Source organism: Streptomyces sp. NPDC055254, from assembly GCF_053606025.1.
Genome location: NZ_JBSGQV010000005.1, coordinates 166,642 through 182,303 on the forward strand (window position 1 = coordinate 166,642; position 15,662 = coordinate 182,303).

Below are 15,662 nucleotides of genomic sequence, written 5' to 3' on the forward strand. Positions count from 1 at the left end.
GCGCGTCATCGGCACCGCGGGCGCGGGGGCGGCGCCCCGATGGGGCGCCGCCCCCCGCACTCAGGAGGTGGAGGTCCCGCCCCGGGCGGCCCTGGGGACCGCCCGGCCGGCGGCGCGCCCGGTCACACGCTCGCCGGGACGTGCCGGTTGGCCGGGCGGGGCAGTCCGTAGTTCTCGCGCAGGGTGCGGCCCTCGTACTCGGTGCGGAACAGCCCGCGCCGCTGGAGGATCGGCACCACCTGGTCGACGAAGTCGGTCAGGCCGGTCGGCAGGACCGGCGCCATGATGTTGAAGCCGTCGGCGGCTCCCCGGGTGAACCACTCCTCCAGCTGGTCGGCGATCTGCTCGGGGGTACCGGCAAAGACCCGGTGGCCCCGGCCGGCCCCGAGGCGGGCGATCAGCTCGCGCAGGGTGAGCCCGTCGCGGCGGGCCAGCTCGGCCACGAGCGTGAAACGGCTCTTGTTGCCGTTGATGTCCCGCTCCTGCGGGAGCTCGGGCAGCGGACCGTCGAGGGGCAGCCCGCTCAGGTCGACGCCGAGCATGCCGGAGAGCTGCGCGAGGCCGTACTCCGGCACCTGGAGGTCCGTGAGCTGCTGCTCCAAGGCCTTCGCCTCGGCCTCGGTGGACCCGATGACGGGGGCGATGCCCGGCAGTACGAGCAGGTCGCCCTCAGCCCTGCCGTACGCGCCGAGCCGGGACTTGAGGTCCTTGTAGAAGGCCTGGCCGTCGGCGAGGGTCTGCTGGGCGGTGAACACGGCCTCGGCGTACTGGGCGGCGAACTCCTTGCCGTCCTCGGAGGAACCGGCCTGCACGAGCAGCGGGTGCCCCTGCGGGGAGCGCGGCACGTTGAGCGGGCCGGCGACGCCGAAGTACTCGCCGCGGTGGGCGGCCGGGTGGAGCTTGTCGGTGTCCGCGTAGACCCCGCGCTCCTTGTCCAGGACGATCGCGTCGTCCTCCCAGCTGTCCCACAGCTTGGTGGCGACGTCCAGGAACTCGCGGGCGCGGTCGTAGCGCAGGCGGTGTTCCAGGTGCTCCTCCTGGTTGAAGTTGCGGGCCTCGTCGAGGGTGCCGGAGGTGACGATGTTCCAGCCGGCCCGGCCGCCGCTGATGTGGTCGAGGGAGGCGAACTTCCGGGCCGTGTGGAAGGGCTCGTTGAAGGTGGTCGAGACGGTGGCGATGAGCCCGATGTGCTCCGTGACGGCGGCGATGGCCGAGAGCAGGGTGAGCGGCTCGAAGCCGCCGAGGGCGTTGTGGCGGGCCTTGCCCCAGAGGGCGAGCCCGTCGGCGAAGAAGATGGAGTCGAGTCGCCCGCGTTCGGCGGTGCGGGCCAGCTCCTGGAAGTACCGCAGGTCGGTGACGCGTTCGGGGGTGCTGTCCGGGTGGCGCCAGGCGGCGTCGTGGTGCCCGGCGTTCATCAGGAAGGCGTTGAGGTGGAGGGTGCGGGGGGCGGTCATGTCTGTTCCTCGGGGTGTCGTACGGTGCGGGGCGCGGCGGGGCGCGGCGGCGGACGGGGGCCTCAGGCCGGTACGCGCCAGACGCTGAGGCGGCGCTCCACGCCGACCAGCAGCTGGTTGAAGGCCACGCCGATGGCGGAGATCGTGACGATGCCCGCGTACATCTCGGGGATCGCGAAGTTGAACTGCGAGGCGTTGATCAGGTAGCCGAGGCCCGCCTTGGCGCCGATCATCTCGGCGGCCACCAGGACGAGGATGGAGACGGCCCCGGCGAGGCGGATGCCCGTGAAGATGGTCGGCACGGAAGAAGGCAGGATCACCTTCTGGAAGAGCCTCGGGGTGGAGAGGTCCATGGAGCGGGCCAGTTTGACGAGGGTGGGGTCGGCGTTGCTGACGGCGCTGATGGTGTTCAGCAGGACCGGCCACACGCAGGCGTAGACGACGATCGACACCTTCGAGGTCTCGCCGATGCCGAGCAGCAGCACGAAGACCGGCAGCAGCGCGAGGGCCGCGGTGTTGCGGAACACCTCCAGCAGCGGGCCGAGCAGCGCCGCCACCGGGCGGTACCAGCCGATGAGCAGGCCGAGCGGGACGGCGACGGCGACGGCGATCCCGAAGCCGCCGAAGGAGCGGACGAGGCTGGCGCGGGCGTGCTGGCCCAACTGGCCGTTGCCCAGCAGCTCCCACCAGGCGACGGCGACGTCGCTGAACGGCGGCAGGAAGGTGGCGTCGACCAGGCCCAGCCGCGGTGCGGTCTCCCAGAGGGCGAGGAGGGCGAGGACGGCCGCCGAGTGCAGGGCGGTGGCGCGCAGGGCGCCGAGCACCTTGGCGGCGGGCCCGGCGGGCCCGGCGGTGCCGGCGGGGCGCGGGGCCGGACGGCCCGTCCGCCCGCCCGCCGGGGCGGCCGGGGCTGCGGAGTTCACCGGAGCCTCAGCGGTCGCAGAGCCCGCCGAGGCCGCGGAGTCCGCCGGGGCGGCCGGGGGGCGGGACGCGTCGCGGTCCTTCGTGCCCGGGGTCGCGGGGGCGGGCGCGGGTGTGGTGTCGGTGGTCATACGGTGGCCTCCTCCTTCTCCAGTTGCTGGGCGCGGGCCACCTCGTCGTGGAGCAGGGTCCAGATCTCGTGGCGGTAGCGGGCGAACTCCGGGCTGGAGCGCAGGTCCTCGCCCTGGAAGCCGGTGCCCCGATCGCCGAAGGAGACCGGGACCACCTCCTTGACCCGCCCCGGGCGGGAGGTCATGACGGCGACCTTCTGCCCGAGGTAGACGGCTTCCTCGATGCCGTGCGTGATGAAGACGACGGTCTTGCCGGTGCTCTGCCAGATGCGGCGCAGCTCGTCCTGGAGGGACTCGCGGGTCTGCGCGTCGAGCGCCGCGAACGGCTCGTCCATGAGCAGTACGTCCGGGTCGTACGCCAGAGACCGCGCGATGGCGACCCGCTGGCGCATGCCCCCGGAGAGCTCGTGCGGGTGCCGGTCCTCGAAGCCGGTCAGGCCGACGAGGTCCAGGAACTCCCGCGCCCGCCCGGCGCGCTGCCGCCTGGGCACGCCCGTCGCCTCCAGGCCGAACTCCACGTTGCCGAGGGCGGTCCGCCACGGCAGCAGCGCGTACTGCTGGAAGACGATGCCCCGGTCCAGCCCGGGCCCGGTGACCGGTTTGCCGTCGAGCAGGATGCGCCCCGAGGTCGGCCGGGTCAGGCCGCCGAGGAGGTCGAGGAGGGTGGACTTGCCGCAGCCGCTGGGACCCACCACGACCACGAACTCGCCCGATCCGATCTCCAGGTCGATGCGGTCGAGAGCGGTGAACTGCTCCTTGTTCTTGCGGTCCTTCGTCGGAAAGGTCTTGGTCACCGCGTCGAACACGATCTTCGCCATGCCGGTCAGCCCTTCCCGTGCCGGTTGAACTCGTTGGTGTAGAGGTCGGCGGCCTTGAGCTGCCCCTGCTTGATCTCGCCGCGCTCGCCGAGCCAGTCGAGCCAGAGCTGGAACTCCTTGTCCGATATCCGGCCGCCCGGCTCGGACACCCCGTAGGAGTGCCAGTACTGGAGGGTGGCGGTGTCCTCGTTGCGTCCGCGCTTCTTGACGATCTCCGTCATCCGGGCGACGACCTGTTCGCGCGGGGTGGCGCGGGACCAGTCGACGGCCTTGGCCACTCCGGTCACGAAGGTGCGCACGGTGTCCGGGTTCTGCTTGATGAAGCGGTCGGTCATCACGTACGTGCCGGCGCTGAACGGCCCGAGGAGTTCCACGTCGGTGTACAGCGGGCGGATGCCCCCGGTCGCGAGGGCCTTGTCGCGCAGGACGCCGGTGAGCACGCCCACCTCGATCTGCTTCTGGCGCAGCGCCTGCTCGATGTTGACCGGAGGTACCACGAGGGGCTCGACCTTGCCGGCCTCCGCCTTGGAGAGGCCGTTGCGGCTGAGATAGAGGTCGAGGAGGGCCTGGTAGTGGGCGCCCAGGGTGTTCATGCCGACCTTCTTGCCGATCAGGTCCCGGGCGGTCCGGATCGGGCTGTCCTCCAGGACGTAGTAGCCGCCGTAGGAGTGCTGGTCGGAGCCGTAGGAGGAGATGACCGCCTTGATCGGGGCCTTGCTGGAGGCGAGCTTGATGACCGCGCCGTTGAAGGCGCTGCCGAAGTGGGTCTGGCCGGTGGCGGCGGATTGGATGTCCTGCGGTCCGCTGATCGTGTTGCCGACCCACTCCAGGCTGACGTCGCCGAAGTAGCCGAGGTCGGCGGCCAGTTCGGGCAGGGTGACCGCGCCGACCGCCCCCTGGTACTTGAGCGTCTTGACCTGCGGGCCGGAGCCGCCGTTGGCGGTGGCCGTGCCGCAGCTCACCGCGGCCGCCGAGATGCCGAGCAGGGCGAGGAACTGGCGTCGGGAGGTGGTGGTCGAGGTGAGGGCTGCGGGCATGACGGGTCCTTGTCGGTGCGGGTCGCGTGGTGGAGGGGTAGGCGCTACGGGGTGGCGGTGAGCGTGGTGGCGGCGGTGCGGGCTCTGTCGGGGCGCAGGGCCTCGGCGAACTCGTCGACGGCCTGGAACAGGTCCAGCTCCGCCTCGGGCCGCAGGCGGTCCGGGCCCGCGCCGCGCTCGACGGAGGAGTCGAGGACGAAGCGGCCGGCGGTGACGTGCCGGGCGCCGAGCGCGGTGAGGACCGGGCGCAGGGCGTAGTCGATGGTCAGGACGTGGGCGAGGCTGCCGCCGGTGGCGAGCGGGAGAACCGTTTTGCCGACCAGGCCGTCCTGCGGCAGCAGGTCGAGGAAGGCCTTGAGCAGGCCCGTGTACGAGGCCTTGTAGACGGGGGTCGCGATGATCAGGCCGTCGGCCTCGGCGACCGCTTCGAGCGCCCTGCGGATCTCCGGCTCGCCCCGGCGGGCGGCGAGCAGGTCGGCGGCGGGCAGCTCGCGCACGGCCAGGTGCGCGGTCTCGAAGCCGGCGTGGGACAGCCTGCGCAGCACGTGGTCGGCGACGACGGCGGTCCGGGAGTTGACGGAGGGGCTGCCGGTGAGGGCGAGCAGCTGGGGCACGGGGGCTCCTTGGAGGTCGTACGGGTGGCAGGGGCGCGCGCGGCGGGACGTCAGGCGGCGAAGGCCGGGGCGGGATCGGCGGTGGAGGCGCCGGAGGGGATCCCGAAGGACGGGTCGGGCACGGCCTCGGGGCTGATCAGCAGGGAGGGCCGGCCGTCGGGGCCCACCGGGACGTCGCCGTCGACGGTGACGCGGCGCAGGGTGCGCTCGTGCTCGTCGGAGTCGTCCACGCCGTAGTGCTGGGTGGCGCGGTTGTCCCAGATCGCGACGTCGCCGGTCCGCCACTGCCAGCGCACGGTGTTCTCGGGGCTCTCGATGTGGGCCTGGAAGAGGTCCAGGAGGGCGCGCGAGTCGCGGCCGGTGAGGCCGCTGATCCGCTGGACGAAGTTGCCGAGCAGCAGGGCGCGTTCGCCGGTCTCCGGGTGGACGCGGACCACCGGGTGGTCGGTGAGGAAGGTGGTGGAGGTGAACACCTCGCGGTACTGGGCGAGGGCCTCGGGAAGGGCGTCGGGGCGCAGGGCCGCGTAGTCGTACTCGTTGGAGTGGACGGCACGCAGCCCGTCGGCGAGGGCGCGCAGCGGCTCGGGCAGGTGGGTGTAGGCGGTGGCGGTGTTGGCCCACAGGGTGTCGCCGCCGTACGGCGGGATGGTGACGGCGCGCAGGATGGAGAAGGCGGGGTGGGCGGGGACGAAGGTGACGTCGGTGTGCCACTGGTTGGCGCGGGCGCCGTGGTGGGAGTCGATGCCGAGGGCGTAGCGGCCGTCGGCGGACGGCACGGTGGGGTGTGCGACGGGCGTGCCGAGCAGCCGGGCGAAGGCCTCGTGGGAGGTCTCGTCGAGGTGGTCCTGGCCCCGGAAGAAGACGACCTTGTGGGCGAGCAGGGCGGCCCGGATCTCACCGACGGTGGCGTCGGTCAGGTCTGCGCCGAGGCGGACGCCGCCGATCTCGGCGCCGATCCGGCCGCCGATCCTGGTGACGGTGACGGTGGCGGTCGTGGTTGCGGTGGCCATGAGGACTCCCTGTTTCGAAGGGCGCGGACGAGTTTTTTCCGCAGCGGAAGAAATGGAGGTACGCAGATCCGGGCGAGGCGTGACGCGGTACGAGGACGAGGCGCCGGCAGCGGTACGGGACGCCCGGGGCGGGCAGCGGGTGCGGCCGGTCGCGGAGCCCGCACGGGAAGCCGTACGGACGGGGCGGCCTGCGGGCGCGGGCTCCGCCGGGCGGCGGGCGGGACGACCCGCCGGCGGGTGGCGCGAGGACGCGGGGGTACCGGGCCCGGGCGCGGTGCGGCGGAGCTCAGGCTCGGCGGCGCGGGGCCGGACAGCGGCCCGGACACTCGCCCGGCGCGGTACAGGGGCCGGGGGTGAGGAGCCGCGGGACGAGGACTTCGGTCGCGGACATGTCCCGGAGCCTGTCAGCGGCCCCGCCACCGGTCAACCCCCGTCGCGCGGCCCCGGAACGACCCCGCACCGGGCTCGGTGCGGGGCCGTCCCATCGGGCGCGACCTGGGCTTTCACGGGGTCCGGGGCAGCGCGCCACCCCCCGCCCGACGGCCGGAAAGCGTGGCCGGATTTCATGCCCCCGCAACGCGCCCGCCACGCGCCGTCACGCGGACGCCCCGATCGTCCGCCCGGGGTGAGCCGGGGGCGCGGGCGGACGTGGTCCGGCGTCGTTCCGGGTCGGTACGCTGAGCGGGCTTTCGAGCTCGTTCACGCATGTGCGGACCGCGGAATCCGGTGCGCGGCAGGCTCATGGCCTCGGCCGCCGCCCTCCTCGCCGCGACCCGCGCGCCCTCCTCCCGGATGCCGCGGACGGCCGGACCGGGCTCCCGCACACCCCGCCCCACCCCGTGATCGGGCCACCGCGCCCCGAGGAGACCGTGTGACGCGTATGGCCGGCGACAGTCGGGCGGCGGCCAATGCCGCCACCGTGCTGCGGACGGTGCTGGAGCACGGGCCGGTCGCGCGCGGCGCGATCTCGCGGCTGTGCGGGCTCAGCCCCGCGGCCGTGTCCCGGCAGACCACCGGGCTGCTCCGGCGCGGGCTCCTGCGGGAGCTGCCCGGCCCCGGCGGCGGGGTGGGGCGGCCGAGCATCCCGCTGGACCTGCACACCGGCGCCGTCGGGGGGCCCGTCGCGGCGGGGCTGCACATCGGAGTGCCCCTCTCCACCTTCAGCCTGGTCGACCTGCGCGGCCGGCTCCTGGCGCGGCGGGCGTTCCCCCACCGGGACCCGCGGGCGCCCGGGCTCGCCGCCGACATCGCCCGGGAGCTCGGGGCGTTCCTGCGCGCGTGCGACACCGGCCGGCCGCTCCTCGGCGTCGGGGTGGCGCTGGGCGGCTGGGTCCGCCCCGGCGACGGGACCGTCGTGCGGCACGAGGCCCTGGGCTGGCGCGACCGGCCCCTCGCCGCCGAGGTGGCCGCGAGCCTCGGCGCGCACCACGGCTCGGGCTTCGGCTCCGCTCTCGGCACCGGCCTGGGCGGCACCGGCCTCGGCTCGGGCTCCGGCTCCGACCTCGGCACGGGCCTGGACACCGGCCTCGGCTCGGGCTCCGGCTCCGGCTCCCGCGACGCGCGCCCCGGCCCCGCCCTGCCGTCCGGTGTGCCGTCAGGTTTTGCGGGCGGACCGTCCGGGCGACCCGCCGGCGCACTCCCCGTCTCCGTCGACAACCACGCCCGCGCCGTCGCCCACGCCGAGATCCTGTTCGGCCGCCCGGAGGCCCGTCGCAGCCTCGTGCACCTCTTCATCGGCAACGTCGTCGACGCCGCCTTCGGAATCGAGGGCACCGTGCACCGGGGCCCGGGTGCGGCCGCCGGTGACGTCGCGCACCTCCCGGTGCCCGGATCGACCGCCGCCTGCGCCTGCGGCCGTACCGGCTGCCTCCAGGCGACGGCCTCCGACACGGTGCTCGGCGCGGAGGCCGTCCGCCGGGGGATCGTGCCGGACCCTTCCGTCCACCTGCTCGTGGACGCGGCCGCTACGGGTGATCCGCGCGCGGACCGGCTGCTGCGGGAACGCGCCCGCGCCGTCGGGCGGGCGGCCGCGCTCCTGCTCGACGTCTTCAACCCGGCCGTCATGGTGGTCACCGAGCTGGCCAGCGTGCTCCACGACGGCTACCTGGAGGAGATCCGCGAGGCGGCCGGCGCCCTCGTCCACTCCGGCGGCGGACCGCAGCGGATCGTGAGCCCGTCCGCGGGCCCCGCCGTACTGCCCGGCGCGGCCGCGACGGTACTGCTCGGGCCGCTCTTCCGAGACCCCTCCCATCTCACGTGAGAGGGCGAGATCACATCCAGTGGTTATAGGCGTGCTCAGGGGCATCCCCCTAGCATTCGAGCCATGACGGTCCAGCCTGACGACAGGCTCTCCTTGGCCGCCGAGTTCCCTGACGCGACGCATGAGCAGTGGCAGCGCCTGGTTGAAGGCGTGCTGCGCAAGTCGGGCAAGGAAGTATCCGGCGAGGCAGCGGAAGACGCTCTGTCCACGAAGCTCCAGGACGGGCTCACCACCCGCCCGCTGTACACCGCGCCCGAGGAGGCCGCCGACACCGGCTTCCCCGGCTTCGCCCCCTTCGTCCGCGGAGGCAGGGCCGAGGGGAACGCCGCCGACGGCTGGGACGTGCGCCAGCGGCACCTCGGCAGCGATCCCGTGCGGGTGAACGAGGCCGTCCTCACCGACCTGGAGAACGGGGTCACCTCCCTCTGGCTCACCCTGGGGCGCGAGGGCCTCCCGGTCGAGGCGCTCCCCCGCGCCCTGGACGGGGTCTTCCTCGACCTCGCGCCGGTCTCCATCGAGGCGGGAGCCGAATACGCCGAGGCCGGGCGCGCCTTGCTCCGGCTGTACGGGGAACGCGGGGTGGCCCCCGAAGCCGCCCGGGCCTGCCTGGGCGCCGACCCGCTGGGCCACGAGGCGCGCACGGGTGAGGCGCTGGACCTCGACGGGGCCGCCGAACTGGCCCGCGAGAGCGCCGCCGGCTGGCCCGGGGTGCGCGCCCTGGCCGTGGACGCGCTGCCGTACCACGAGGCCGGCGGCTCGGCCGCCGAGGAGCTGGGACTGTCCCTGGCCACCGGCGTGGCCTACCTGCGCGCCCTCACCGGAGCCGGACTGGGCGTCGAAGCAGCCCTCGGCCAGTTGGAGTTCCGCTACTCCGCCACCGCGGACCAGTTCCTCACCATCGCCAAGCTGCGCGCCGCGCGCCGGCTGTGGGCCCGGGTCGCCGAGGCCTGCGGGGCGCCGGAGGCGGGCGCCCAGCGGCAGCACGTGGTGACCTCGCCCGTGATGATGACCCGCCGCGACCCGTGGGTGAACATGCTGCGCACCACCGTGGCCTGCATGGCGGCGGGCGTGGGCGGCGCCGACTCGGTCACCGTGCTCCCCTTCGACCACGAGCTGGGCCTGCCGGACGCCTTCGCGCGCCGTATCGCCCGCAACACCTCCACCATCCTGCTGGAGGAGTCCCACCTGGCCCGCGTGATCGACCCGGCCGGCGGCTCGTACTACGTCGAGCAGCTCACCACCGAACTCGCCGAGGCCGCCTGGGAGTTCTTCCAGAGCGTGGAGAAGGCCGGCGGCCAGGCCGCCGCGCTGCGCTCCGGCATGGTCGCCGAGCGCCTCGCCGCCACCTGGGCGGAGCGTTCCCGGCAGCTGGCCGCGCGCCGCGAACCGATCACCGGCGTCAGCGAGTTCCCGCTGCTGTCCGAGAAGCCGGTCGTACGCGAGCCCGCGCCCCAGGGGCCCACCGGCGGCCTGCCGCGCGTGCGCCGGGACGAGGCCTACGAGGCCCTGCGCGCCCGCAGCGACGCGCACCTGGCGGCGACCGGGGCCCGGCCGAGGATCTTCCTGGCCGCGCTGGGCCCGGCGGCCGCGCACACCGCGCGGGCCACCTTCGCCTCGAACCTGTTCCAGGCGGGCGGCATCGAGCCCGTGCACGACCCGGTGTCCGTGACCGCGGAGACGGCCGCCGAGGCGTACGCCGCGAGCGGCGCGGACGGCATGGCCGTGCTGTGCTCCAGCGACGGGTTGTACGAGGAGCAGGCCGGGGCGGTGGCCGCGGCCCTGCGCTCGGCGGGCGCCACGACCGTGTACCTCGCGGGCCGGCCCGGCACCGCCGGGGCGGCCGCGGACGCGTACGTCTTCGCCGGCTGCGACGCCGTGTCCGTGCTGTCCTCCGTACTCGACCGGATGGGAGTGGCGTCTTGAGCGGCACCGCGATCCCCGATTTCTCCGAGCTCGCCCTCGGCGGCCGCGGCGCCGCCGGGTCCGAGGACCAGTGGCGGGCGGCGGTCAAGGAGGCCACCGGGACCGCCCCCGGCGACCTGCTGTGGGAGACGCCCGAGGGCATCGGCGTGCAGCCGCTGTACACCGGGCGGGACCTGGAGGGCCTGGACTTCCTGGCGACCTACCCGGGCGTGGCCCCGTACCTGCGCGGCCCGTACCCGACCATGTACGTCAACCAGCCCTGGACGATCCGGCAGTACGCCGGCTTCTCCACGGCCGAGGAGTCCAACGCCTTCTACCGGCGCAACCTCGCGTCCGGCCAGAAGGGCCTGTCGGTGGCCTTCGACCTGCCGACCCACCGGGGCTACGACAGCGACCACCCGCGCGTGACCGGCGACGTCGGCATGGCGGGCGTGGCGATCGACTCGATCTACGACATGCGGCAGCTGTTCGACGGGATCCCGCTGGACAAGATGTCGGTGTCGATGACGATGAACGGCGCGGTGCTGCCGGTCCTCGCGCTGTACATCGTGGCGGCGGAAGAGCAGGGCGTCTCCCCCGACAAGCTCGCCGGGACCATCCAGAACGACATCCTCAAAGAGTTCATGGTCCGCAACACCTACATCTACCCGCCCAAGCCCTCGATGCGGATCATCTCCGACATCTTCTCCTTCACCTCGCAGAAGATGCCCCGGTACAACTCGATCTCCATCTCCGGATACCACATCCAGGAGGCCGGGGCCACGGCCGACCTGGAGCTGGCGTACACCCTTGCCGACGGCGTGGAGTACCTGCGCGCCGGGCAGGCCGTGGGGCTGGACGTGGACGCCTTCGCGCCGCGCCTGTCCTTCTTCTGGGCGATCGGCATGAATTTCTTCATGGAGGTCGCGAAGCTGCGCGCCGCCCGCCTGCTGTGGGCGCGCCTGGTCAAGCAGTTCGACCCGAAGAACGCCAAGTCGCTCTCCCTGCGCACCCATTCGCAGACCTCGGGCTGGTCGCTGACGGCGCAGGACGTCTTCAACAACGTGACGCGCACCTGCGTGGAGGCCATGGCCGCGACGCAGGGGCACACCCAGTCGCTGCACACCAACGCCCTCGACGAGGCCCTCGCCCTGCCGACCGACTTCTCGGCCCGGATCGCCCGCAACACCCAGCTGCTGCTCCAGCAGGAGTCGGGGACCTGCCGGTCGATCGACCCGTGGGGCGGCAGCGCGTACGTGGAGAAGCTCACCTACGACCTCGCCCGGCGCGCCTGGCAGCACATCGAGGAGGTCGAGGCGGCGGGCGGCATGGCGCAGGCCATCGACGCGGGCATCCCGAAGCTGCGCGTGGAGGAGGCCGCGGCCCGTACCCAGGCCCGGATCGACTCCGGCCGGCAGCCGGTGATCGGCGTGAACAAGTACCGCGTGGAGAACGACGAGCGGATCGACGTGCTCAAGGTGGACAACTCCTCGGTGCGCTCCCAGCAGATCGCGAAGCTGCGCCGGCTGCGCGAGGAGCGCGACGAGGCCGTCACCCAGGACGCGCTGCGGGCGCTGACGAACGCGGCCGGACGCGGCGCCGGGCAGGGCATGGAGGGCAACCTGCTCGCCCTGGCGGTGGACGCGGCCCGCGCGAAGGCCACGGTCGGTGAGATCTCGGACGCGTTGGAGCAGGTGTACGGACGGCACGCGAGCCAGATCCGTACGATTTCCGGTGTGTACCGAACCGAAGCAGGCGAGTCCCCGTCCGTGGAGCGCACCCGGGCCCTGGTCGACCGGTTCGAGGAGGCGGAGGGCCGTCGTCCGCGCATCCTGGTCGCCAAGATGGGCCAGGACGGGCACGACCGGGGCCAGAAGGTGATCGCGACCGCCTTCGCCGACCTGGGCTTCGACGTGGACGTCGGCCCGCTGTTCCAGACCCCGGCCGAGGTGGCCCGGCAGGCCGTCGAGGCGGACGTCCACGTGGTGGGCGTGTCGTCGCTGGCGGCCGGCCACCTGACCCTCGTACCGGCGCTGCGCGAGCAGTTGGCGGAGGAGGGCCGCGAGGACATCATGATCGTGGTGGGCGGCGTGATCCCGCCGGCCGACGTCCCGACGCTGCTGGAGATGGGCGCGACGGCGGTGTTCCCCCCGGGCACGGTCATCCCCGACGCCGCCCACGACCTGGTGACGCGGCTGGCCGCGGACCTGGGCCACGAGCTGTAGGCGGGAGACGGACCCGGCATGCCCCCGACGATCGACATCGACGTGTACGCCAAGGGTGTGCTCGACGGGAAGCGCGCGCACATCGCGCGGGCGATCACCCTCGTCGAGTCCACCCGGGCGGACCACCGCGCCCTGGCGCAACGACTGCTGACCCAGCTGCTGCCGCACGCGGGCAACGCCCGGCGGATCGGCATCAGCGGCGTGCCGGGCGTCGGCAAGTCCACCTTCATCGACGCCTTCGGCACCATGCTCACGGGTCTGGGCCACCGGGTGGCGGTGCTGGCGGTGGACCCCTCGTCGAAGCGCACGGGCGGGTCCATCCTCGGTGACAAGACGCGGATGGAACGCCTCGCCGTGGATCCGGCGGCCTTCGTGCGGCCCTCGCCCTCGGCGGGCACCCTCGGGGGTGTCGCCCGGGCGACCCGGGAGTCGATGATCGTCATGGAGGCGGCGGGCTACGACGTGGTCCTCGTCGAGACGGTCGGCGTGGGCCAGTCGGAGACCGCGGTCGCGGGGATGGTCGATTCCTTCCTGCTGCTCTCGCTGGCCCGTACGGGCGACCAGTTGCAGGGCATCAAGAAGGGCGTACTGGAACTGGCCGACGTCCTGGCCGTGAACAAGGCGGACGGCCCGCACGAGCGGGACGCGAAGGCCGCCGCCCGCGAGCTGGCGAGCGCGCTGCGGCTGATGCACCCGGCCGACGCCGCGTGGACGCCGCCGGTCCTGACGTGCAGCGCACGGGAGTCGGCCGGCCTGGACGAGGTGTGGAACCGGCTGGAGCAGCACCGCACCCTGCTGGACGCGGGGGGCCGGCTGACGGCGAAGCGGGCGGACCAGCAGGTGGAGTGGACCTGGTCGATGGTCCGCGAGGAACTCCTGGAGCGGCTGCGCGCCGATCCGGCGGTCCGGGAACTGGCACCCGCCCTGGAGGCCTCGGTCCGTACGGGCACCACCACCGCGACCTCGGCGGCGGACCGCATCCTCGCGGCCTTCGGCAGGGCCTGAACCGGGGGCGACCCGGCCGTCCGGTCCCACCGGCCCGGTCCGGCCGTCCGGTCCCACCGCCCGACCGGGCCCCCCGACCCGACGTCCAATCCCGCGGTCAGACCGTCGTCAGGACCGATCCGGTCGGGGCCAGCGCCTGGCGCAGGATCCGGGTCTGCTCCACGGGGTCGGTGGTGGCCAGCAGCGCGGAGAGCACCGCGATCCGGGCCTGTCCGGCCCGCAGGGTGCCGGTCGGGACGGCTCCGGCCGCGACCAGGTCCACCGCGCCGCCGTGCGTGTAGATCTCGGTGACCGGACCGGCCACCACGCGCGTGGTCAGCGCGACCAGTACGCCGCGCCCGACGGCCGCCTTGACGGCGTCCACGATCTCCGGGGTCGCGTTGCCCGCACCCGTCCCGACGAGGACGATGCCGCGCGCGCCGGCCTCGACGGCGGCGTTGAGCAGCAGCGGATCGCCGTCGGTGTGGTGCAGCACGATGTCCACGCGCGGCGGGACCTCGGGCATCGCGGGCAGCGGGAGCGGACCGGGCCGCTGCGGGACGCGCAGCATGGTGACCTTGCCGAAGCCGACCTTGCCGAGCAGCTCCTTGGACGGGTCGGCGAACGCGTCCAGCGCCACGGCCTGGGTCTTCACGGTCCCCCGAGCGGCGTGCACGCGTCCCGCGAAGGTGATCAGGACACCGAGCCCGCGCGTGTTCGCGGCGGTGAGCAGCGCGTCGTACAGGTTCTCCGGGCCGTCGCCGTCGGCGGTGCCCATGGGCCGCTGCGAGCCGGTGAAGACCACCGACCGCGGGTCGTGGTGGTGCAGGTCGACGAAGAAGGCCGACTCCTCCAGGGTGTCGGTGCCGTGCGTGACGACGATGCCGTCCACACCGGGATCGGCGAGCACCTCGTGCACCGTGCGCAGCAGGGTGAGCTGGTGGGCGGTGGTCAGGCGCGGGCTGTTCACGCTGAACAGGTCGACCAGCTCGACGGTGACGCCCTCGGGCAGCGGCGCGGTGGCCATGACCTCGTGGCCGTCGGCCTCCGCGGCGAAGCCGGACCCCTGCCAGCGGCTGGCTATCGTCCCACCGGTGCTGATGACGACGATCCGTCCCATGGCAGCGGCCACCCTTCCTTCGTACATACGTTCCGGAAGAAGCAATGATAGGGAGATCTACGCGCAATGCGATTGCGCATTTAGCCACACCCGCAACATCCAGTAAGGGATAATTGCGCTGTGGATGCCATTGACCGCGATATCTTGCGTGAGCTCCAGGCCGATGGCCGGCTCAGCAACCAGGAGCTCGCGCAGCGCGTGGGCCTGACCCCCTCGCCCTGCATGCGCCGGGTGCGCCAGTTGGAGGAGGACGGGGTGATCCAGGGCTACCGCGCGGTGATCTCCCCCGAGGCGGTGGGTCGGGGCTTCGAGGTGCTCGTCTCCGTGGAAGTGCGGCGCGACCGCGAAGCGGTCGAGGCCTTCGAGGCGGCCCTGCAGGACATCCCCGACGTCATCGAGGCCTACCGGCTCTTCGGCAGCCCCGGCTGCATGCTGCGGATCGCCGTCGCGGACCTGCGGGCGTACGAGCGCCTGTGGATCGAGAAGCTGACGGCGCTCTCCGGGGTCACCGAGGTGAACTCGCAGATCATCATGAAGCGCATCAAGGAGCCCACGGGCCTGCCGGTCGAGCGCTGACCGGCAGGCATCCGCACGTCCGGCCGCTCAGCCCTCTTTCAGGGCCCGCGCGACGAAGTCGACGACCGAGGCGCGCAGCCTCTGCTGCCAGAGCAGCATGTCGTCGTGCTCCGCGCCGAAGAGCGGGGGCGAGAGCAGCGCGGTCGGCCAGGCGCCGATCCCGATGAGGACGAACAGCTGCCGGGCGGCCTCCTCCACGGGCCGGCCGGTCGCCCGCGCGAGCTGTTCGACCTGGCGCGCGTACCACTCCTGGCGGCGCCTGAGCATGCCCTGCGGTTCGGCGCCGTAGTGCAGCGCCTCCCACATCAGCAGGCGCAGGAAGCAGGGGTTGGCGCGGTGCAGGTCCATGACCCGCCCGACGAAGCCCGGCATGTCGCCGTCGTCCACACCGGGTTTCGCCAGCGCGACCATCTCGTCCATCGCGTCGGTGAGCACCGCCTGGAAGAGCTTCTCCTTGTTGCCGAAGTAGGCGTAGATCCGTTCCTTGTTCACCCCGGCGGTGTCGGCGATCCGGGCCACCCTGCTGCCCGCGATGCCGTGGGTGATGAACTCCTCGTGCGCCGCCGCCAGCAGTTTGGCCCGGGTCAGCTCCGCATCGTGGGCCATCATG

13 protein-coding genes are annotated in these 15,662 nt (G+C 73.4%); 5 read left to right on the top strand and 8 right to left on the bottom strand.

From position 1 onward, the window contains the following. Positions 1 to 122: 122 nt before the first annotated feature. The 6 genes from ACWFQ8_RS07635 to ACWFQ8_RS07660 all read right to left on the bottom strand — a co-directional run bounded on the left by ACWFQ8_RS07635 (position 123) and on the right by ACWFQ8_RS07660 (position 5,985). On the bottom strand, positions 123 to 1,454 hold the full coding sequence (locus ACWFQ8_RS07635; RefSeq protein WP_453785280.1) for an LLM class flavin-dependent oxidoreductase: 1,332 nt from the start codon (positions 1,452 to 1,454) through the stop codon (positions 123 to 125). A 62-nt stretch (positions 1,455 to 1,516) separates the two neighbouring features. After that, entirely contained in the window at positions 1,517 to 2,506 is a 990-nt protein-coding gene (locus ACWFQ8_RS07640) for an ABC transporter permease (protein WP_453785281.1), read from the bottom strand. Further along, positions 2,503 to 3,324, bottom strand: coding sequence for an ABC transporter ATP-binding protein (locus ACWFQ8_RS07645; RefSeq protein ID WP_453785282.1), 822 nt, complete (start codon positions 3,322 to 3,324; stop codon positions 2,503 to 2,505). Before ACWFQ8_RS07645 ends, ACWFQ8_RS07640 begins: the two co-directional genes overlap by 4 nt. 5 nt (positions 3,325 to 3,329) lie before the next feature. Continuing rightward, positions 3,330 to 4,361, bottom strand: a complete 1,032-nt coding sequence (locus tag ACWFQ8_RS07650; protein WP_453785283.1) for an ABC transporter substrate-binding protein — start codon at positions 4,359 to 4,361, stop codon at positions 3,330 to 3,332. A gap of 44 nt (positions 4,362 to 4,405) precedes the next feature. Further along, entirely contained in the window at positions 4,406 to 4,975 is a 570-nt protein-coding gene (ssuE, locus tag ACWFQ8_RS07655) for an NADPH-dependent FMN reductase (protein ID WP_453785284.1), read from the bottom strand. 50 nt (positions 4,976 to 5,025) lie between these two features. Next, positions 5,026 to 5,985, bottom strand: a complete 960-nt coding sequence (locus ACWFQ8_RS07660; protein ID WP_453785285.1) for a TauD/TfdA dioxygenase family protein — start codon at positions 5,983 to 5,985, stop codon at positions 5,026 to 5,028. 871 nt (positions 5,986 to 6,856) lie between these two features. On the opposite strand from ACWFQ8_RS07660, the gene ACWFQ8_RS07665 reads away from it, so the two are divergent. The 4 genes from ACWFQ8_RS07665 (at position 6,857) to meaB (ending at position 13,377) form a co-directional block, all read left to right on the top strand. Continuing rightward, a complete protein-coding gene (locus ACWFQ8_RS07665; RefSeq protein ID WP_453785286.1) occupies positions 6,857 to 8,245 on the top strand; it encodes an ROK family protein in 1,389 nt (462 codons plus the stop codon). A 63-nt stretch (positions 8,246 to 8,308) separates the two neighbouring features. Beyond that, on the top strand, positions 8,309 to 10,168 hold the full coding sequence (locus ACWFQ8_RS07670) for a methylmalonyl-CoA mutase family protein (RefSeq protein WP_453785287.1): 1,860 nt from the start codon (positions 8,309 to 8,311) through the stop codon (positions 10,166 to 10,168). Then, positions 10,165 to 12,372, top strand: coding sequence for a methylmalonyl-CoA mutase (gene scpA / locus ACWFQ8_RS07675; RefSeq protein ID WP_453785288.1), 2,208 nt, complete (start codon positions 10,165 to 10,167; stop codon positions 12,370 to 12,372). Before ACWFQ8_RS07670 ends, scpA begins: the two co-directional genes overlap by 4 nt. Positions 12,373 to 12,390: 18 nt before the next feature. Continuing rightward, a complete protein-coding gene (gene meaB / locus ACWFQ8_RS07680; RefSeq protein ID WP_453785289.1) occupies positions 12,391 to 13,377 on the top strand; it encodes a methylmalonyl Co-A mutase-associated GTPase MeaB in 987 nt (328 codons plus the stop codon). Positions 13,378 to 13,474: 97 nt separating this feature from the next. Here meaB and ACWFQ8_RS07685 read toward each other — a convergent pair whose 3' ends face one another. Further along, entirely contained in the window at positions 13,475 to 14,476 is a 1,002-nt protein-coding gene (locus ACWFQ8_RS07685; protein WP_453785412.1) for an asparaginase, read from the bottom strand. A 120-nt stretch (positions 14,477 to 14,596) separates the two neighbouring features. On the opposite strand from ACWFQ8_RS07685, the gene ACWFQ8_RS07690 reads away from it, so the two are divergent. After that, on the top strand, positions 14,597 to 15,052 hold the full coding sequence (locus ACWFQ8_RS07690; RefSeq protein ID WP_453785290.1) for an Lrp/AsnC family transcriptional regulator: 456 nt from the start codon (positions 14,597 to 14,599) through the stop codon (positions 15,050 to 15,052). A 27-nt stretch (positions 15,053 to 15,079) separates the two neighbouring features. Here the strand turns inward: ACWFQ8_RS07690 and ACWFQ8_RS07695 are convergent, their stop codons facing one another. Further along, a complete protein-coding gene (locus ACWFQ8_RS07695; protein WP_453785291.1) occupies positions 15,080 to 15,661 on the bottom strand; it encodes a TetR/AcrR family transcriptional regulator in 582 nt (193 codons plus the stop codon). Position 15,662: the final 1 nt, after the last annotated feature.